The sequence below is a fragment of the Frondihabitans sp. PhB161 genome (assembly GCF_003814635.1).
Taxonomy (GTDB): domain Bacteria; phylum Actinomycetota; class Actinomycetes; order Actinomycetales; family Microbacteriaceae; genus Frondihabitans.
In genome coordinates this window covers 199,868-217,218 of record NZ_RKQW01000004.1, presented here as the reverse complement: position 1 = coordinate 217,218, position 17,351 = coordinate 199,868, and the positions used below count along the sequence as shown (strand labels likewise).

15 protein-coding genes and 1 tRNA gene are annotated in these 17,351 nt (G+C 69.2%); 5 read left to right on the top strand and 11 right to left on the bottom strand.

All coding sequences use genetic code 11. From position 1 onward, the window contains the following. Window positions 1-2: 2 nt before the first annotated feature. The 3 genes from EDF39_RS15740 to EDF39_RS15730 all read right to left on the bottom strand — a co-directional run bounded on the left by EDF39_RS15740 (window position 3) and on the right by EDF39_RS15730 (window position 3,839). Window positions 3-962 (bottom strand): MoxR family ATPase, encoded by a 960-nt coding sequence (locus EDF39_RS15740; RefSeq protein ID WP_084816130.1) that lies wholly within the window; start codon window positions 960-962, stop codon window positions 3-5. A gap of 38 nt (window positions 963-1,000) precedes the next feature. Beyond that, window positions 1,001-1,528 carry a pantetheine-phosphate adenylyltransferase gene (gene coaD / locus EDF39_RS15735; RefSeq protein WP_123944601.1) on the bottom strand — a complete coding sequence of 176 codons (528 nt, stop codon included), beginning with the start codon at window positions 1,526-1,528 and terminating at the stop codon, window positions 1,001-1,003. Window positions 1,529-1,604: 76 nt separating this feature from the next. Continuing rightward, entirely contained in the window at window positions 1,605-3,839 is a 2,235-nt protein-coding gene (locus tag EDF39_RS15730; protein WP_123944891.1) for an ATP-dependent DNA helicase RecG, read from the bottom strand. Window positions 3,840-4,051: 212 nt separating this feature from the next. Between EDF39_RS15730 and EDF39_RS15725 the strand changes: the two genes are divergently transcribed. Next, window positions 4,052-4,621, top strand: a complete 570-nt coding sequence (locus tag EDF39_RS15725; RefSeq protein WP_123944599.1) for an RsmD family RNA methyltransferase — start codon at window positions 4,052-4,054, stop codon at window positions 4,619-4,621. Window positions 4,622-4,648: 27 nt separating this feature from the next. Here EDF39_RS15725 and thiL read toward each other — a convergent pair whose 3' ends face one another. Further along, entirely contained in the window at window positions 4,649-5,641 is a 993-nt protein-coding gene (thiL, locus tag EDF39_RS15720) for a thiamine-phosphate kinase (RefSeq protein ID WP_123944597.1), read from the bottom strand. A gap of 24 nt (window positions 5,642-5,665) precedes the next feature. Here thiL and EDF39_RS15715 point away from each other — a divergent pair, with 24 nt between their 5' ends. Then, window positions 5,666-6,154, top strand: coding sequence for a DUF3515 family protein (locus EDF39_RS15715; RefSeq protein WP_123944595.1), 489 nt, complete (start codon window positions 5,666-5,668; stop codon window positions 6,152-6,154). A gap of 91 nt (window positions 6,155-6,245) precedes the next feature. Here EDF39_RS15715 and EDF39_RS15710 read toward each other — a convergent pair whose 3' ends face one another. From EDF39_RS15710 to leuC, 6 genes are all read right to left on the bottom strand, one after another. Next, window positions 6,246-7,379, bottom strand: coding sequence for a D-alanine--D-alanine ligase family protein (locus tag EDF39_RS15710; protein WP_233573167.1), 1,134 nt, complete (start codon window positions 7,377-7,379; stop codon window positions 6,246-6,248). A gap of 74 nt (window positions 7,380-7,453) precedes the next feature. Next, window positions 7,454-8,494: an NAD(P)H-dependent glycerol-3-phosphate dehydrogenase gene (locus EDF39_RS15705; protein ID WP_233573166.1), complete on the bottom strand. Its 1,041-nt coding sequence runs from the start codon at window positions 8,492-8,494 to the stop codon at window positions 7,454-7,456. Between the two features lie 49 nt (window positions 8,495-8,543). After that, complete coding sequence (locus EDF39_RS15700) at window positions 8,544-9,362, bottom strand: 1-acyl-sn-glycerol-3-phosphate acyltransferase (protein ID WP_123944593.1); 819 nt, start codon at window positions 9,360-9,362, stop codon at window positions 8,544-8,546. A 16-nt stretch (window positions 9,363-9,378) separates the two neighbouring features. Continuing rightward, the gene (gene murA, locus EDF39_RS15695) at window positions 9,379-10,746 is read right to left on the bottom strand and encodes a UDP-N-acetylglucosamine 1-carboxyvinyltransferase (protein WP_055958884.1); all 1,368 of its coding nucleotides are present in this window, start codon (window positions 10,744-10,746) and stop codon (window positions 9,379-9,381) included. After that, complete coding sequence (gene leuD / locus EDF39_RS15690) at window positions 10,746-11,372, bottom strand: 3-isopropylmalate dehydratase small subunit (RefSeq protein WP_055958886.1); 627 nt, start codon at window positions 11,370-11,372, stop codon at window positions 10,746-10,748. Before leuD ends, murA begins: the two co-directional genes overlap by 1 nt. Further along, window positions 11,372-12,838, bottom strand: a complete 1,467-nt coding sequence (gene leuC / locus EDF39_RS15685; protein WP_199726229.1) for a 3-isopropylmalate dehydratase large subunit — start codon at window positions 12,836-12,838, stop codon at window positions 11,372-11,374. Before leuC ends, leuD begins: the two co-directional genes overlap by 1 nt. A gap of 124 nt (window positions 12,839-12,962) precedes the next feature. On the opposite strand from leuC, the gene EDF39_RS15680 reads away from it, so the two are divergent. Together EDF39_RS15680 and EDF39_RS15675 are read left to right on the top strand one after the other, a co-directional pair. Beyond that, window positions 12,963-14,537, top strand: coding sequence for a PQQ-binding-like beta-propeller repeat protein (locus EDF39_RS15680; RefSeq protein ID WP_123944589.1), 1,575 nt, complete (start codon window positions 12,963-12,965; stop codon window positions 14,535-14,537). Between the two features lie 38 nt (window positions 14,538-14,575). After that, the gene (locus EDF39_RS15675) at window positions 14,576-16,183 is read left to right on the top strand and encodes a PQQ-binding-like beta-propeller repeat protein (protein WP_123944587.1); all 1,608 of its coding nucleotides are present in this window, start codon (window positions 14,576-14,578) and stop codon (window positions 16,181-16,183) included. 273 nt (window positions 16,184-16,456) lie between these two features. Here EDF39_RS15675 and EDF39_RS15670 read toward each other — a convergent pair. Then, window positions 16,457-16,529 (bottom strand) — tRNA-Glu (locus tag EDF39_RS15670). Window positions 16,530-16,659: 130 nt separating this feature from the next. Between EDF39_RS15670 and EDF39_RS15665 the strand changes: the two genes are divergently transcribed. Next, a complete protein-coding gene (locus EDF39_RS15665; RefSeq protein WP_123944585.1) occupies window positions 16,660-17,301 on the top strand; it encodes an MBL fold metallo-hydrolase in 642 nt (213 codons plus the stop codon). Window positions 17,302-17,351: the final 50 nt, after the last annotated feature.

Sequence of the window (17,351 nt, the reverse complement as noted above, 5' to 3'; positions counted from 1 at the left end):
GGTCAGGAGGCGGGTTCGTCGAGGGGCACGGGCGTCGCCCGCACGATCGACTCGACGATGTCGTAAGCCGCCGAGACGGCGCCCGCACCCGACCGACCGGCCAGGATCAGACGATGCCCGAGCACGGGACCGCTGAGCGCGTCGACGTCGTCGGGGATCACGAAACCGCGCCCGTTCAGGGCCGCCCACGACTTGGCCGCTCGCATGAGCTGCAGGGTGGCGCGGGGGCTGGCGCCGAGACGCAGGTCGGGGTGGACACGGGTCGCCTGCACGATGTCGACGGCGTAGCGCTCCACGACGCGGGCGACGTACACCGCTCGGACGGCAGCGATCATGCGGCGGAGCTGCTCGAGCGACACCAGGGGCGTCAGGGCGTCGAGCGGGCTGCCGGTCTCGCGCTGGCGGAGCATCCGCAGCTCGCTCTCGGCGTCCGGGTAACCGAGCGAGATCCGTGCCATGAACCGGTCGCGCTGCGCTTCGGGCAGCGAGTAGGTGCCTTCCATCTCGACCGGGTTCTGCGTCGCGACGACGAGGAACGGGGTCGGCAGCGGGTGCGAGATGCCGTCGACCGTCACCTGGCGCTCTTCGAGGCTTTCGAGCAGGGCCGACTGGGTCTTCGGCGAAGCACGGTTGATCTCGTCGCCGATCACGATGTTCGCGAACACCGGGCCCGGCTTGAACTCGAAGTCGTTCGATTGGCGGTCGAAGATCGAGACGCCGGTGATGTCGCTCGGAAGCAGATCGGGGGTGAACTGGATTCGGCTCACCGACGCGTCGACGGCTTTCGCCAACGCCCTCGCCAACTGCGTCTTGCCGACACCCGGCACGTCTTCGATGAGCAGGTGCCCTTCGGCGAGCAAGACCGTGAGCGCCGTCGAGATCGCTCCCGCCTTGCCGTCGATCACCGTGCCGATCGCGTCCAGGATCGTGCGGGCGTGGTGCTGGACCTCGCCGAGCTCCATCAGAGTCGAGTCGGCGGCGGTCGTCTGGGTCGTGGTCGTCATCGTGCTCCAGTATTCGCAGCCGAGTCGCTTCTCGACTGGAGGTAGGCGGTCACGTCGGCGGGAACGTAGGGCGAGACGTCGCCCCCGAGCCCAGCGACCTGGCGAACGAGCGAGCTCGAAACGAGCGCGTGCGCCGGATCGGGCAACATGAACACGGTCTCGACGCCCGCCAGGCTGCGGTTCATGATCGCCATGGGGGTCTCGTAGGCCACGTCAACCTGCGACCGGATGCCCTTGACGAGCACCTTCGCGCCGACACGGGTGCAGTAGTCGACGAGGAGGCCCTCGCTCCAGCTCATGACGACGACGTTCTCGAGTGGCGAAGGCAGATCGACACCCGCCTCGGCAACGGCGTCCGCAATGAAGTCGACCCGCTGCTCGACGGGGATGAACGCGGTCTTCTCCGGGTTGTGCACGACCAGGACGTGCACCTCGTCGAAGAGGCCGGCGGCGCGGACGATGACGTCGAGGTGCCCGAGGGTGACCGGGTCGAACGACCCGGGGACGACGGCGATCGTGCTCATTCGCTCACCCTAGCCAAATTGGCCGGGAGCGCGCCGCGCGAGGCATCAGTTCTTCGACAGCGCGGTGCGCGAGGCATCAGTTCTTCGACATCGCGGTGCGGGAGGCATCGTCGAGTCGGCGAGCGAGAGCGGCGGCAAGCGCCGGGTGGTCTGCGAGCGAAGGATCCGACTCGATCACCTCGGCGGCATGCTCGCGCGCGAGAGTGATCACGTCGCCGTCATGGGCTACGCGCAGAAGGCGCAGCGACGAGCGCCCGCCCGACTGCACGCTGCCGAGCACATCGCCCTCGCGGCGCAGGTCGAGGTCGATCTGCGCCAGTTCGAAGCCGTCGGCGGTGGACGCGACCGCCTCGACCCGCTGGCGGGCGAGGGAGCCCTCTTCGGAGTGGGTCACGAGCAGGCAGAGGCCGGCGTACCCGCCTCGCCCCACTCGGCCGCGCAGCTGGTGGAGCTGCGAGACGCCGAAGCGCTCGGCGTCGAGCACGACCATCGTGGAGGCGTTGGGCACATCGACGCCGACCTCGATCACGGTGGTCGCGACCAGCACGTCGATCTCGCCCCGGGCGAAGCGCTGCATCGTCTCGTCTTTCTCGGCCGACGACATCCGCCCGTGCAACGGCTCGATGCGACGCCCCTGGAGGGCGGGCGCGACCCGGAGCGCGGCGAGGACCTCTTCGACGCTGGCGATCGGCGGGCGCGGGGCCGTGGGCGGGGCGGCGGTGTCGTCGACACCGGCGTGCTCTCCCGGTCGGCCACCGTCGAGGCCATCGGGGTCGGTCGGCGACTCGTCGGCGGGGTCTCCTGCCTCGGGGGTCGCGCGATCGATGGCCGGGCACACCACGAAGACCTGACGACCCCGGGCGATCTCTTCGGCGCTCCGCTCCCAGACCCGCGAGATCCAGCCTGGACGATCGACGAGCGGCACCACGAACGTGTCAATCGGCTGTCGGCCTTTCGGCAACTCGGCGATGGTCGAGACGTCGAGGTCGCCGAACACCGTCATGGCGACGGTGCGCGGTATCGGCGTTGCGGTGAGGACCAGCACGTGCGGCGACTGCCTCGACGTGCCGGCCGCGCCTTTCTGGCGCAGCGCCTCGCGCTGCTCGACGCCGAAACGGTGCTGCTCGTCGACCACGACCAACCCGAGATCGTAGAACTCGACGCCGTCGCTGATGAGCGCGTGCGTGCCCACCACGATGTGCGCCTGGCCGCTCACGATGGCGAGCATCGCCTTGCGGCGCTGGGCCACCGGCATCTGCCCGGTGAGCAGAACGGGCCGAAGACGGGCAGCGAGATCGGGGCCGAGCGTCTGGACGATCGAGCGGAGGTGCTGGGAGGCGAGCACCTCGGTCGGAGCGAGCAACGCCGACTGACCGCCGCTCTCGGCGACCGCCAGCATCGCTCGCAGAGCCACCAGGGTCTTGCCCGAGCCGACCTCGCCCTGCACGAGGCGGTTCATCGGCACGTCGGCCTCGAGGTCGCGCGCGATCTCGGAACCGACCAGCGACTGGTCTCCGGTAAGGTCGAAGGGCAGCGCCCGGTCGAAGACATCGAGGAGCCCCCCAGCCTTGGGCGTGCGCGACGTCGCGGGCGACTGCCGCACTTCGGCACGCTGCTGGAGGAGGGCGCTCTGCAGCACGAACGCCTCGTCGAACTTCAGCGTCTCGCGGGCGGCCTTCCAATCGCGGTCGCGCTCCGGCCGATGCACCTTTTCGTATGCCTCGCGGAGGGGCATGAGCTGCAGCTCGCCCCGGACGCCCTCGGGGACCGAGTCGGGCAGCGGAGGCAGCGTGTCGAGTGCGACCTCCACCGACTTGGCGACCTGCCACGAGGCGACCGAGGCGCTGGCCGGATAGATCGGAATGGGCTGCTTCGCCCACCGCTGCGCCTCGGCGTCGCCGGCCTCGGCCGCCCGGTCGTCGCCCGATTCGAAGAGCTCGTAGTCGGGGTGCGCGAGCTGCCGGTTGCCCCGGTAGTCGCCGACCTTGCCGGCGAAGATGCCGCGGACGCCCGTGACGAGGTCTTTGGCCCGCCACGCCTGGTTGAAGAAGGTGAGGGTGAGGATGCCCTGCCCGTCGCTGATCCGCACCTCGAGAATCGAGCCGCGCCGCGCGCGCATCGTACGCTCTCGTACGTCGAGCACCTCGGCGACGATGGTGACGCTCTCGCCGATGGCGAGTTCGCTGAGCGCGGTCAGCTCACCGCGCCGCGCGTAGCGGCGGGGGTAGTGGGCGAGCAGATCGCCGACGGTCTCGTGGCCGAACGCCCGCTTGAGCGCCCCCGCCGTGCGACCCCCGAGTGCGTTCGTCAGCGTCTCGTCGAGCGGCGACGGGTCGGGGCGCCGGGCGGCGCCCGTCGCAGTGCTGGGTTTCGTGCCGCGGGCAGACGGCGCGCCGACGGATGCCGGAGCATCGGCGCTCGAAGCCGAGGACGAGGTGACGGGGGTGACCACACGCCAACGGTACCCGGCACGACCGACAGGGGCAGTCGGATCCTCGTGTCGTCTGCTGACAGGATGGACGCGTGACTCGTATCATCGCCGGATTCGCCGGCTCCACGACCCTCGGCGTGCCGAAAACGGGCACCCGGCCGACCAGCGACCGGGTGCGCGAGGCCCTCTTCTCGGCGCTCGAGGCGCGCGACGAGGTGAACGGCCTTCGGGTCGCCGACCTCTACGCGGGCACCGGCGCGCTCGGGCTCGAGGCGGCCTCGCGCGGAGCGTCGCACGTCACCCTGGTCGAGAAGGGGCAGCAGGCCGCTCGGGTCTGCCGCGCGAACGCGGCGCTTGTCGTCGCGCGGGCTCCTCGGGGCTCTGTACCGACGGTCGCCGTGTCGGCTCAGGCCGTGCGCTCGTACCTGCACCACGCGCCGGCTCGCTCGCTCGACCTGGTGCTCATCGACCCGCCGTACGAGCTGAGCGACGACGACCTGCGCCTCGACCTCGAAGCACTCGTTCCGGCCCTCGACGAAGACGCCCTCGTGGTGGTCGAGAGGCGCGCCCGCAGCGGTGAACCCGGCTGGCCCGATGGTCTCGCCCTCGAGTCGTCGAAATCGTACGGCGACACCGTGCTCTGGTCGGCTCGCCTGCAGTAGCCGGCGCTGCAGAACCAGGCGTCGCCGCTAGCCAGCGGCGCCGGACCACCGGAGGTACGGGTCCCAGCCGGTGGCATCGGCGAGCCCCTCGCCGTCGAGAGTCACGCGGGGTCCACCCACCGCGGGCAGTACCCGTCCGATTGCACGGAACCCGCCGGGCAGCACCGCTCCCCGGGGGAACGTCGCCAGCAGGGAGTGATCCTCACCGCCCCGGAGCGCCTCGAGAGGGTCGCCCCCGAGCGCTTCCGCCGCCAGATCGAGCACGACACCGGAAGCCCGAGCGATCCGCCCCGCGTCGAGCGCCAGGCCATCCGAGAGGTCGAGCATGCTCGTCGCGCCCCCGAGCGCAGCCAGCACTCCGTCGGCCACGGGCGGGGTCGGCGCGAGATGCCACAGGACGTCCGGGTCGTGGCGAAGTTCAAGGCCCCGACGAACCGAAGGATCCCCGACCTCGTCGATCCCCTCGGCGAACAGGCGGTCGAGCCCCCGCCCGGATCGCCCGAGCACACCCGACACCGCAACGACGTCTCCGGGCTGCGCTCCGCTCCGACGCACCGGCTCGCGGCCCTCCAGATCACCGAACGCCGTCACCGCGATCGTCATCGTGCTCGAGACGGACATGTCGCCGCCCACGACGCCGCAGCCGGGCGCCATCGCGGCCAACCCGTCGCGCAGGCCGTCGGCGAACTCGACCAGGAAGTCGACCGGGGTCTCCCCCGGCACGGCCAACGCGACGACGAGGGCCGTCGCCCGGGCGCCCATCGCCGCCACGTCGGTGAGGTTCGAGGCGGCGGCCTTCCAGCCGAGGTCGTGCGGCGTCGACCAGGCCAGACGGAAGTCGGGCCCGTGCACCATCAGGTCGGTCGTGACGACGAAGCGGGAGTCGGGCGCGGAGACCACCGCGGCGTCGTCTCCCGGGCCGAGAAGGGTCGCGTCACCCGCCGGGAGATGCGGCAGAAAACGACGCAGCGCTTCGGTCTCGCCTACGGAGCGGACTGTCTCGGATCCTGAAGCGCTCATGGACTCACGGTAACGTGAGGCGCCATGTCACTCCTGTCGCGCGGCCGTCTCGCCGCCCTCGCCGTCGCCGCGGTCAGCCTGCCACTGCTGGCCGGCTGCACCACGGTGCCCCTGAGCCCCGCTCCCTCCGCGAACACGGTCAGCTGCGCCGACGTGACGGTCCGGCTCCCGACGACGCTCGAGGGGCAGTCCCTTCGCGACACCAATGCCCAGGCGACGGGCGCGTGGGGGTCGCCCGCCGGCGTACTGCTGACCTGCGGTGTCTCGACCCCCGCGGTGTCCGACCTGACGTGTTACCCGATCGACGGGGTTGATTGGCTCGTCGATCGCAAGGGCAAGGGCGGCACCATCGCCGTCTACACGACCTACGGCCGCGAGCCCGGCGTGCAGGTGGTCGTCGACACGACCCTCGTGCCATCGAACACGAACGTCCTGTTCGACCTGTCGACCGCAGTCGGCACGCTGCCGCAAACGCGCAAGTGCCAGTCGGCGTCGGACGTGCCTGCGCCGTAGCCTGCCTGCCTGCCGTTTGGTAAAGGCACCACCTTTCGGCGACGACACCGCCTGTAGCTGGTGCCGACTCCGAAAAGCGGTGTCGTGAGGCCTAGCGCTCGGTCTCGAGCCCGAGCGCGATGAGCTCGTCGAGCAGCGCCGTGTAGCTGAGCCCCGACGCCAACCAGCACGCCGGGAACATCGAAATCGGCGTGAAGCCGGGCATCGTGTTCAGCTCGTTGACCACGAAACCGGTCTCGGTGAGGAAGACGTCGACCCGGGCGAGCCCCGCTCCCCCGATGGCGTCGAAGGCCGCGGCCGCGAGCGTCTGGAACTTGGCGAGCTCGGCGTCGGTAATGACGGCCGGGCAGACGAGATCGGCGCCGGGCGCTCCGAGGTATTTCGCGTCGAAGTCGTAGAAGCTGTCGCCCGCGAGAACGATCTCGCCCGCGACCGAGGTGCGCGGTGCCGCACCGTCACGACCGCCGAGCACGGCGATCTCGAGCTCGCGACCCACCACGGCCGCCTCGATCAGCACCTTGTTGTCTTCGGCAAGGGCGATCTGCATCGCCGTGTCGAGATCGGCGAGAGACGACGCCTTCGAGACGCCGACGCTCGACCCCGCCCGCGCGGGCTTCACGAACACGGGCCAGCCGAGCTCTTCGACGTGCTCCTCGACCACCGCGCGGTGATCGGCCCATTCTCGAGCGCGAACCGTGACCCAGGGGGCGACGTCGATGCCCGCCTGCTGCAGCACCGTCTTGGAGAAGTGCTTGTCCATGCCGACGGCGGAACCCAGGATCCCGGCCCCCACGTACGGCAGACCGACCAGCTCGAGCATGCCCTGCACCGATCCGTCTTCGCCGAAGGGTCCGTGCAGAATCGGGAAGACGACGTCGATGTCGCCGAGCGACTCCACCCGGCCGTCGTCGTGGACGACGGTGAGCTCGCGGGTCGCGGCGGAGTCGGGCCAACGCACGCGCGTGCCGTTCTCGTCGACCGACGGCAGACGCTCGGCGTCGAGGGTGAACTGCGCCGCGTCGTCCGGCTGGAGCGTGTAGGCACCGTCGCGAGTGATGCCGACCGGGATCACCTCGTATTTCTCGCGATCGAGCGCCGCGAGCACGCCGCCCGCTGTGGCGCAGCTGATCGAGTGCTCACTCGAACGGCCACCGAAAAGCAGGACGACGCGCAGCCGCGGCGAGGTTGCCGCCGGAGTGGAGGAGAGCGAGGATGCGATGGTCACGGGCGCCTTTCGACGGGGGTGCGGGGCCTCGAAGCCTGCCCAGGCGGAGAGTCGGGGCCGAGCGGCCCCGAGCTTCACTCGCCCTGGGGCTCGTCGGTCTCGGTGAGATGCGGCGCGATGTTGCGCGGATCCAGAGTACCTGCGAGCACCTCGCTGACCTGCTGCACGATGGGCATGTCGACGCCGCGCGAGCGGGCGAGGTCGAGGATGGGGGCGACCGACGCGAGACCCTCGGCCGTCTGGTTCATCTGCCGCACCACGTCGTCGAACCGATAGCCCTGGCCGAGCAGACGACCGGCCGTGTTGTTGCGCGACAGCGGCGACTGGCAGGTCGCGATGAGGTCGCCGAGCCCCGCCAGGCCCGCCAGTGTCTCGGGCTTCGCCCCGAACGAGACGGCGAAGCTCGTCATCTCGGCCAGACCACGCGTGATGATCGACGCCTTGGTGTTCTCGCCGTAGCCGACGCCGTCGACGATGCCGATGGCAACCGCGATGAGGTTCTTGAGAACGCCGCCGAACTCGGTTCCGATGACGTCGGTGTTGACGAACGAGCGGAAGTAGGGATTGGTCGCCGTCGCGGCCACGAGGGTCGCGGTCTCGAGGCTCTCGGACGACACGACGGCAGCCGTCGGCTGACGCTTGGCGATCTCGAGAGCAAGGTTGGGCCCGGATGCGACCGCGACGAGCGACGGATCGATACCGAGGGCCTCGATGATGACCTCGCTCATACGGAGCCCGGTGCCCTTCTCCACGCCTTTCATCAGGCTGACGACGGGCACCCCCTCGGGAATGAGGTCGCGGATCTCGGCGAGGTTCTGCCGCAACGTCTGGCTCGGCACCGAGACATAGATCTGCTCGGCCCGATCGAGCACGCTGGGGATCTTCGGCGACGCGGTGAGGGTGATGGGCAGGTTGATGCCGGGTAGGTAGTCGCTGTTGCGGTGCGTCTCGGTGATCTCGCGGGCGAGCTCGGGGCGTCGGGCCCAGAGCTGCACCTCGGCGCCTCCCTCGGCGAGCACCTTCGCGAACGTGGTGCCCCAGCTGCCGGCACCGAGCACGGCGACGCGACGCTCGAGCGAGGCCGCCTGGACGATCGAGATCGCCTCAGTCGTCACCGATCCCCGGTTGAGACGGTCGAGCCCGGCCTGCGGACCCGATGAATCCCTAGCTGTCGCGTTCAAAACGTCCGATCTCACTCTGGTTGTGGTGCGCGGGGTCGTAGCGGACGGACGGCGGCGTTCCGCCCCGGATCTCTGCCAGCAGCGACTCGATTCGTCGCATCACGAGCTCGGTCGCCTCGGCGACCTCGTGGCCGTCGACGTGCCTGCCACGGTAGGCCGAGAGATCGACCGGGTCGCCGAAAGCGAAGACGAGGCGTTTACGCGGGAAGACGCTGAAGCGGTTCGTGCTCGCCGGAAGGATCTCCTGGATCCCCCAGGATGCCGCCGGGATCAGGGGCACGCCGGCCTCGAGGGCCAAGCGCACCGCCCCGGCCTTACCCCGCATCGGCCAGAGGTCGGGTTCGCGAGTCAAGGATCCCTCGGGGTAGACGATCACGCCGGCTCCGGTGGCGAGAGTGGCCACGCCCGCTGCCACCGGGTCGGCGCCGCGGTGATGGCCCGATCGGACAACGGGAATCTGCGCGGTGTGCTTGAGGATCCAGCCGAGCACGGGTGCCTTGAAGAGCGATGCCTTGGCGAGGAACCGCGGGATGCGGCCGAGCCGCCACAGCACGAACGCGTTGGCCAGCGGATCGAAGTTGCTGTAGTGGTTCGGGGCGAGCACGAATGCCCCGGTCTCGGGCAACTTCTCGGCGCCGCGCACCTCGTAGCTCGACAGTGCGAGCAACGGCAGGTACGCGACGCGACCGGCGACCGCGAAGACCGCGTTGGGTTCGCGGCGCCGTTTTCGGCGGCGCGCCGACGAGGGCGGGAGCGGGGCGTCGGGATCGACGAGACCTTCTCCGGAGAGCGTGTCCACCATGCGGCGCGACGCCTAGCTATCCTGCGAAATCGAAATCGGCACCGAGCTTGCGCAGCTTCGCCACGAAGTGCTCGTATCCGCGCGCGATGATGCCGACGTTGGTGATCTTCGACTCACCCTCCGCCGTCAGAGCGGCGATGAGGTGACTGAAGCCGCCACGCAGGTCGGGCACGCGGATGTCGGCGCCATGAAGAGGGGTCGGACCGGTGATCACTGCCGCCTGCTCAAAGTCGCGGCGTGCGACACGGCGCTCCACGTCTTTCAGGCCGTCTTTGTGCACGACGATCTTCGCGCCCATGTCGTTGAGCGCCTCGGTGAACTGGAAGCGGTTCTCGTAGACGGTCTCGTGCACGATCGAGACGCCGTGCGCCTGAGTCAGCGCCACGACGAGCGGCTGCTGCCAGTCGGTCATGAAGCCGGGGTGCACGTCGGTCTCGATGACGACGGGCTTGAGCTCTCCGCCCGGGTGGTAGAAGCGGATTCCGTCTTCGTGCACGTCGAACTCGCCGCCGACCTTGCGGAAGACGTTGAGGAACGTCATGAGGTCTTGCTGCTTGGCACCCTCGACGAAGATGTCGCCCTTGGTCGCCAGCGCGGCAGCGGCCCAGGAGGCGGCCTCGTTGCGGTCGTTGATGGCCCGGTGCGTGTAGCCGCGGAGCGACTTGACGCCCTCGATGAAGATCACCCGGTTCGGCTCGACGTTGACGATCGCGCCCATCTTCTGGAGGATCGCGATGAGGTCCATGATCTCGGGCTCGATCGCGGCGTTGCGCAACTCGGTGACGCCCTCGGCGAGAACCGCGGTGAGCAGCACCTGCTCGGTGGCCCCGACGCTCGGGTAGGGCAGCTCGATGTCGGCGCCCTTGAGGCCGTTGGGTGCCGTGAGGTGGATGCCGTTGTACGACTTGTCGACGACGGCACCGAAGGCCCGGAGGGCGTCCATGTGGAAGTCGATCGGTCGGTCGCCGATGCGGCAGCCGCCGAGGTCGGGGATGAAGGCCTCGCCCAGGCGGTGCAGGAGCGGGCCGCAGAACAGGATCGGGATTCGGCTCGAGCCTGCATGGGCGTCGATCTCGGCGAAGTGCGCGGTCTCGACGTTCGAGGGGTCGAGGATCATCTCGCCTCGAGCGGGGTCGGTGATGCGAACGCCGTGGATCGACAGGAGGCCGCGGACGACGTTGACGTCGCTGATGTCGGGCACATCGCGGAGGATGCTCGGGGTGTCGCCGAGCAGCGAGGCCACCATGGCCTTCGTCGCGAGGTTCTTGGCCCCGCGCACCTCGATGCGTCCGATCAGCGGCTTGCCGCCGCGGATGACGATCTCGTCGGACTTCAAACCCACTCGGGCTCCTGCTGCTGCTGCATCCTGCACAAGGGAGTTCACTACTTCACCGGCAATGTCTTGGGCCGCCAGGTTGCGCGGCGTGATTCGAATTCTGTGATGGCCGCCTCGTCGCGAAGCGTCAGGGCGATGTCGTCGAGCCCTTCGAGGAGTCGCCACTTAGTGTAAGCATCGACTTCGAAGGAAACCGTGAGGCCGGGGCCCGTGGCGGTTCGCACGACGACCGTCTGCTCGGGCAGGTCGACCGTGATCTCGGGTGCCGACCCGGTGGCAGCAACCGACTCGTCGATGAGCGCCCAGATCTTCTCGATGTCGGGCTCGGCGACGACAGCGGCGAGAAGCCCCTGCTTGCCCGAGTTGCCGCGGAAGATATCACCGAAGCGAGGGCTCAGAACGACCTCGAAGCCGAAGTCGCGGAGCGCCCAGACGGCGTGCTCACGGCTCGAGCCGGTGCCGAAGTCGGGGCCGGCCACAAGCACCTTCGCACCCTGGAACTCGGGCTTGTTGAGCACGAATTCGGGGTCTTGCCGCCACCCGTGGAAGAGGGCGTCCTCGAACCCGGTCTTCGTGACCCGCTTGAGGAACACGGCCGGGATGATCTGGTCGGTGTCGACGTTGGAACGCTTGAGAGGCGCGGGCCGGCCCGACACGATGGTGGTCTTGTGCATCAGTTGGCTCCTTGCAGCTCGCCGGCGGCGGAACCCGTCGTCTGTCCGATCGAGAGATCCCACGGGCTCGAGAGTGTTCCGCGGATCGCGGTGGCCGCGGCGACGAGCGGCGACACCAGGTGGGTGCGCCCGCCCTTGCCCTGACGACCCTCGAAATTGCGGTTGGAGGTCGAGGCGCAGCGCTCCCCCGGTGCGAGCTGGTCGGGGTTCATGCCGAGACACATTGAGCAGCCGGCGAAGCGCCACTCGGCGCCGAAGTCGGTGAAGACCTTGTCGAGACCCTCCGCCTCGGCCTCGATGCGCACGCGCGCCGAGCCTGGAACGACCATGACGCGCACCCCCTCGGCCTTCTTCTGACCGCGGACGATCGAGGCGAAGGCACGCAGGTCTTCGATGCGGCTGTTGGTGCACGAGCCCATGAACACGGCATCGACAGCGATCTCTTTCATCGGCGTGCCGGCCTCGAGGGCCATGTACTCGAGGGCGCGCGACGCGGCCGCCTTCTCGTTCGGGTCGTCGATGACGGCAGGATCCGGCACGGCCTCGCTCAGCGACACGCCCTGGCCCGGGTTGGTGCCCCAGGTCACGAACGGCTCGAGGGTGTCGGCGTCGAGGAACACCTCGGCGTCGAAGACGGCGTCGTCGTCGGTTACGAGCGTGTTCCAGTACTCGACCGCGGCCGTCCAGTCGTCGCCCTCGGGGGCGTGTGCGCGACCCTCGAGGTAGTCGTAGGTGGTCTGGTCGGGAGCGACCATTCCGGCGCGGGCACCCGCTTCGATCGACATGTTGCAGATCGTCATGCGGCCCTCCATCGAGAGGGCGCGGATTGCGCTGCCGCGGTACTCGAGCACGTAGCCCTGGCCACCGCCAGTGCCGATCTTGGCGATCACCGCGAGGATGATGTCTTTCGCGGTGACGCCGGGGCGGAGCGTGCCCTCGACCGTGATGGCCATCGTCTTGAACGGCTTGAGCGGCAGCGTCTGAGTGGCGAGGACGTGCTCGACCTCGCTCGTGCCGATTCCGAACGCCATCGCTCCGAAGGCACCGTGGGTCGAGGTGTGCGAGTCTCCGCAGACGACGGTGATACCCGGCATCGTCAGGCCGAGCTGCGGCCCGACGACGTGCACGATGCCCTGCTCGGCATCGCCGAGCGAGTGCAGGCGCACGCCGAACTCCTCGGCGTTGTTGCGGAGCGTCTGGATCTGGGTGCGGCTCGTCAGGTCGGCGATCGGCCGATCGATAGCGAGGGTCGGCGTGTTGTGGTCTTCGGTCGCGATGGTGAGATCGAGCCGGCGCACGGGTCGATCGGCCTGGCGGAGGCCGTCGAACGCCTGGGGACTCGTGACCTCGTGAACGAGATGGAGGTCGATGTAGAGAAGGTCGGGAGCACCGTCGGTGCCTTCGACGACCACGTGGTCGTCCCATACTTTTTCTGCGAGCGTTCTACCCAAGGGTGTGCCCTCCATCATCGGTTATCGGATTGCCGAGTCTATCCGTGTTACGGCCGTGTTTCTGGGAGGGCCAACGCGGCGTCCCCCGGCATTCTTCCCCGCTCGGTAGCATGACGGGAATCGACGCGGGAGGCAGATCATGTCCGGCTGGACCCCTGCGCGACCGGAGCGGTCGGAGCCCGGCTGGAACGCCGGCCCGCAGCCTGTTCAGACGGCCGTGCCGACTCGCGAGACGGGCGAGGCGTTGCCGGGCGAGCCGCAGGATCCTGCGGTCCGTCGTCCACGCCGAAGTCTCTTCCGCAGGCTCTCGCCGCCCTGGCGGGTAGCCACGGTCTTCGCCGCCCTCGGCCTCGCCATCACCCTCGTCGCCGGGGTGGGCGCCGCTGTGACGCCGCAGTACGGAGACCTGCCTCCGCTCGGCGCCGCCCCGGTGGCCGACGTGCGGAGCGCTCCCGGGCCGAACGGCTGGTCGGTCGATCTCGCGCGGGAGGTCCTTCCCGGAGTGCCGGTGCGCTGTGTCTCGTTTCAGGCCTCATCCCCGGTCGGTCGATTCGTCGTGCTCACCGCCTCGAGCCCGCCCCTCGGCTCGTCGTCACGGTGCTCGGCGCAGACCGCATCGCAGATCTCGTCGACCGTGGCGCTCTTCGATCCGGCGCGGGGTCGCGTTCTCTGGAGCACCGATCTGGAACACGAGCTGGGCGCCGCCTCCGGCTCCGTCACTCTCGACCAGGAGGTGATCGTCGAGGAGGCCTCGCGCGTGGTCGTCCAGCTCAACGTCAACGGCCGCCCTACCCTCGTGACACTGTCGATGTCGAGCGGCGAGATGGTCGACATTCGCACGTTCGACCGGGGCCAGGTCGCCGGATGGATCGACGTGCAGGGCACCCTCCTGCTGTACGGCACCACGACCGGCGACGCAGGAGACACCACCTGGAGCCTCGCCGACACGCGAGACCTCGGACACACCATCTGGACGGGGCGTTTACGCCAGTCGCAGAGCCCGATCCTGCTCCGCGGTGCGCTTTTCGTCACCATCGACCGGCAATCCGTCCGAATCGACGGCACCACGGGCAAGCAGTCCCCTCTCGGCAACGGGTCGGTCTTCCTCGGCACCGGCCCGTCGAGTCCGACCACCTACTTCGGCGTTCGCGTCGTCACGAGCGGTATCTCGATCACCGCCTGGGCCGCCTCGGGTAAGAAGCTGTGGACGCGAAACGGGTTCGGCGACATCTCAGGGCTCAGCCGGGGCTGCGTGCTCGCCACCCTTCCGGGGACCTCCACCATCACCTGCCTCGACCGTGACACCGGCGACATGCGCTGGACCCGCGACCTCGATTCGGAGGGATTCCCCGCTGCCATCGACGGACAGACGACCGACGATGTCGTCGTGACCCGCGACTTCGGCGGAGAAGCGAAAGCCGAAATACTCGACGGATCAACGGGGCGCACCAAGTTCGCCCTGGAACTGCTGCCGCAGACCCAGGTCCTGGCCGCGTCCCGCACGACGGGCTACCTGCAGTCGACGACCCTCACCGGAACGCCGACCGCGATCACCGCGTTCGACACCGAGACGGGTGAGATCCTCTGGCGGCGCAGCGACCTCGATGACGGCGACACCGAGATCTGGGGCGGCCACCTGGTGACGCTCGACTCTCGGGGGGTCGCCCGCGAGCTCGTCGACCAATCCGCCACCGTGCTGGGCGCGAACGACTAACGTTCACGCCGTTCCACCCCGTCGCGCAAGGAGGCTCGATGGCCGACATCGACCCGGCGCCCTGGTCGCCCGAGCGGCCGCCCTCGCAGGCGGAGGTCTGGCGAGCGGAGACCCGGCGAGGATCCGCGACCCCGGGCCTGGGCTCACGGCCGCAAGCGCACACCGCCTCCCCCGGATCCCCCACGCCGCGCCGGCCGTCGGCCGCTGCACGTTCGGCCCCGCGGCCCGGCCTGCTCGCGCGGCGGTGGTCGAGGGCGTCGTCGGCCCGTCGGATCCTCGTCGCCTATGTCGCTCTGGCCTCCGCCATCGCGGGGGTCGTCGGTTTCGGCGCAGCCCTCCAGCCGAACTACGGCTCGCTGTCACCGCTCGGAGGCATCGCGATCGACGACCTGCGGGCCGAGCCCTCCGCGTCGCTCTGGGCCCTCGACCTCGCCGCGACCCTGGCGCCCGGCGCGCCCGCCGAGTGCCTGCGATTCACGACGCTCGACGTCGGCCGGGGTCTGGTCGCCGTCCGGGCCGAATCGTCGCGATCGCTGGGCTTCGCCGACGACTCGGTGTGCTCGGTCGTGCCCGACGGCTTCCGGGCCCGCATCGCTCTGCTCGACACGGGTGACGGCACAGTCGACTGGGTGCACGACACCTCGAGCGACCTCGACGGGGGCGGCGGAGTCGCCATCACCTCCGCCTCGATCGTGCAGAAGGGCGAGCGACTGCTCGTCAACGCGGCTGACTCCGACTCGTCGGTTGTCGAATCGCTCTCGCTTCGCACGGGTGACGTCATGTCGTCGACAGGCAGCCAGCCGTGGAGCGCCGAGAACAGATTCGCCGCCGAGGGCGACGTCGTGGCCATCGGCCGGCGATCGGACGATGGTTTGACGTACGAGTACGAACTCCGAAATGCGTCCGACCTCGGCGAGGTGGTCTGGCGCGGTCAAGGAAATCCGACCGCGACGATGATCGCCCTCGACGACCGCCTGCTCCTCGGCGAGGAGGGCACGCGACAGATTCGCCTGTCGACGGGTCGGTCGTCCGCCTGGGGCAGCCCCATCAACACCTCCCTCGGCTACGCCTTCCGAGGCGGCATCGTCTACGCCCCACGGACCGCGGGCACCGGCGTCACGACGACCGCGGCAGGCGGCTTCTCGGCGATCTCCCGCGACGGCACGGTGCTCTGGACCTCCGATCTGACGCTTCGGGGATCGTTCTCACTGACGCGCTCCTGTCTGGCCGTGACGAACTTCCGGGGCGACCGTCTCAGTTGCCTCGACTATCGCACCGGGCGTGCGCTCTGGACTCGCGACGTCGGCTCCATCTCGTTCGCCGGCTCCGCGCCAGGACAGCGCTCCGACGACATCTACACCGTGTCGACCAGCGACACCCCTCAGGTCGTCGCGCTCGAGGGCGCGACCGGCCGCGAGCGGTATCGCGCCGACGTCTCGTCGGGCTCGTACGTCGTCGCGACCGGGCAGACGGTCGGCTACGTGCTGGCCTATGGAATCTCAGGATCCCGCACCACCATGATCGCCTTCGACCTGTCGAGCGGCCGCCGGCTCTGGAGCCGCGCCTCGCAGTTGCAGGTGTCGCTCTGGGGCGGGCACCCCGTCGACGTCGGCCTCGACGGGTTGGTGCGGCGGTTGGCGGACTGACTCCGTGCGTTCGCAGTTGGGGTGGGGTCCGGTGTCGGTGTCTGGTTCAGGGTCGGCGTCAGCTAAACCCTCACGACCGGCAGAAACCCTCGCCCTAGGAGCGCCTCGGAGGCCGCCCGCGAGGGTCTGTGCCGCCTGCGAGGGTTTTGCCTCATTCACTTCGCAAGCAAGTACCGGGTCGCGCGCCCTCTGCAGCGAAGCCGCCTCTTTAGCGTCGTGAAATAAGCACAGAGACGAAAATGGCCCTCCCGTAAGGGAGAGCCATTTTGGTCGTGACCCCAACCGGATTCGAACCGGTGTTACCGCCGTGAGAGGGCAGCGTACTAGGCCGCTATACGATGGGGCCGTTTTTGCGACTCGTCGAGTATGCCACAGGGCGGGAGTCGCCACAAATTGAGGCACTCTCGTGTCTGTGGCGTCGGATCTTGAGCGCTTTGCCGGGGTTCCCGAGCCGTCTCCGAGCGTACGCTGAACGCATGCGAGTCACGAAGTTCGAGCATTCCGCGCTGGCCATCGACGAGTCGGGGCAGACCCTCGTCATCGACCCCGGCGGGTTCACACGCCCTCTCGGTTCACTCACCTCCGTCGCCGCGATCGTGATCACGCACGAGCATCCCGATCACTGGACGGCCGCGCAGCTCGAGTCGCTCCTCGATTCGAACCCGGAGGCCCGCATCTTGGGCCCGCTGGAAGTGGCAACCGCTGCGGGCAAGGCCGGCTTCACGGTCGAGACGGTGGCCGACGGCGACACGGTCGAGGTCGGCCCCTTCACTTTGCGCTTCGCCGGAACCACACACGCCGTCATCCACTCGAGCCTTCCGACGATTGACAACACCGGTGTGCTCGTCAACGGCACGCTCTTCCACCCCGGCGACTCGTTCACGGTGCCGAAGTTCCCCGTCGCCGTGCTCGCGACCCCGGTGGGCGCGCCCTGGTTGAAGATCGGCGAGGCCATCGACTACGTGACGGCCGTTGCGCCTGGGTCGATCCTGCCCATTCACGAGGCCACCCTGTCGGACGTCGGATTTTCCATGCACGTCGACCGACTGAAGGCCGCCGTCGAGGGTGTCGGCGGATCGTCGACGGTCGTCGCAGCCGGCGAGTCGATCGAGCTGTAGCGGCGATCGTTCAGGCAACAACCACAACGAGATCGCACTTGCAGTCGGGA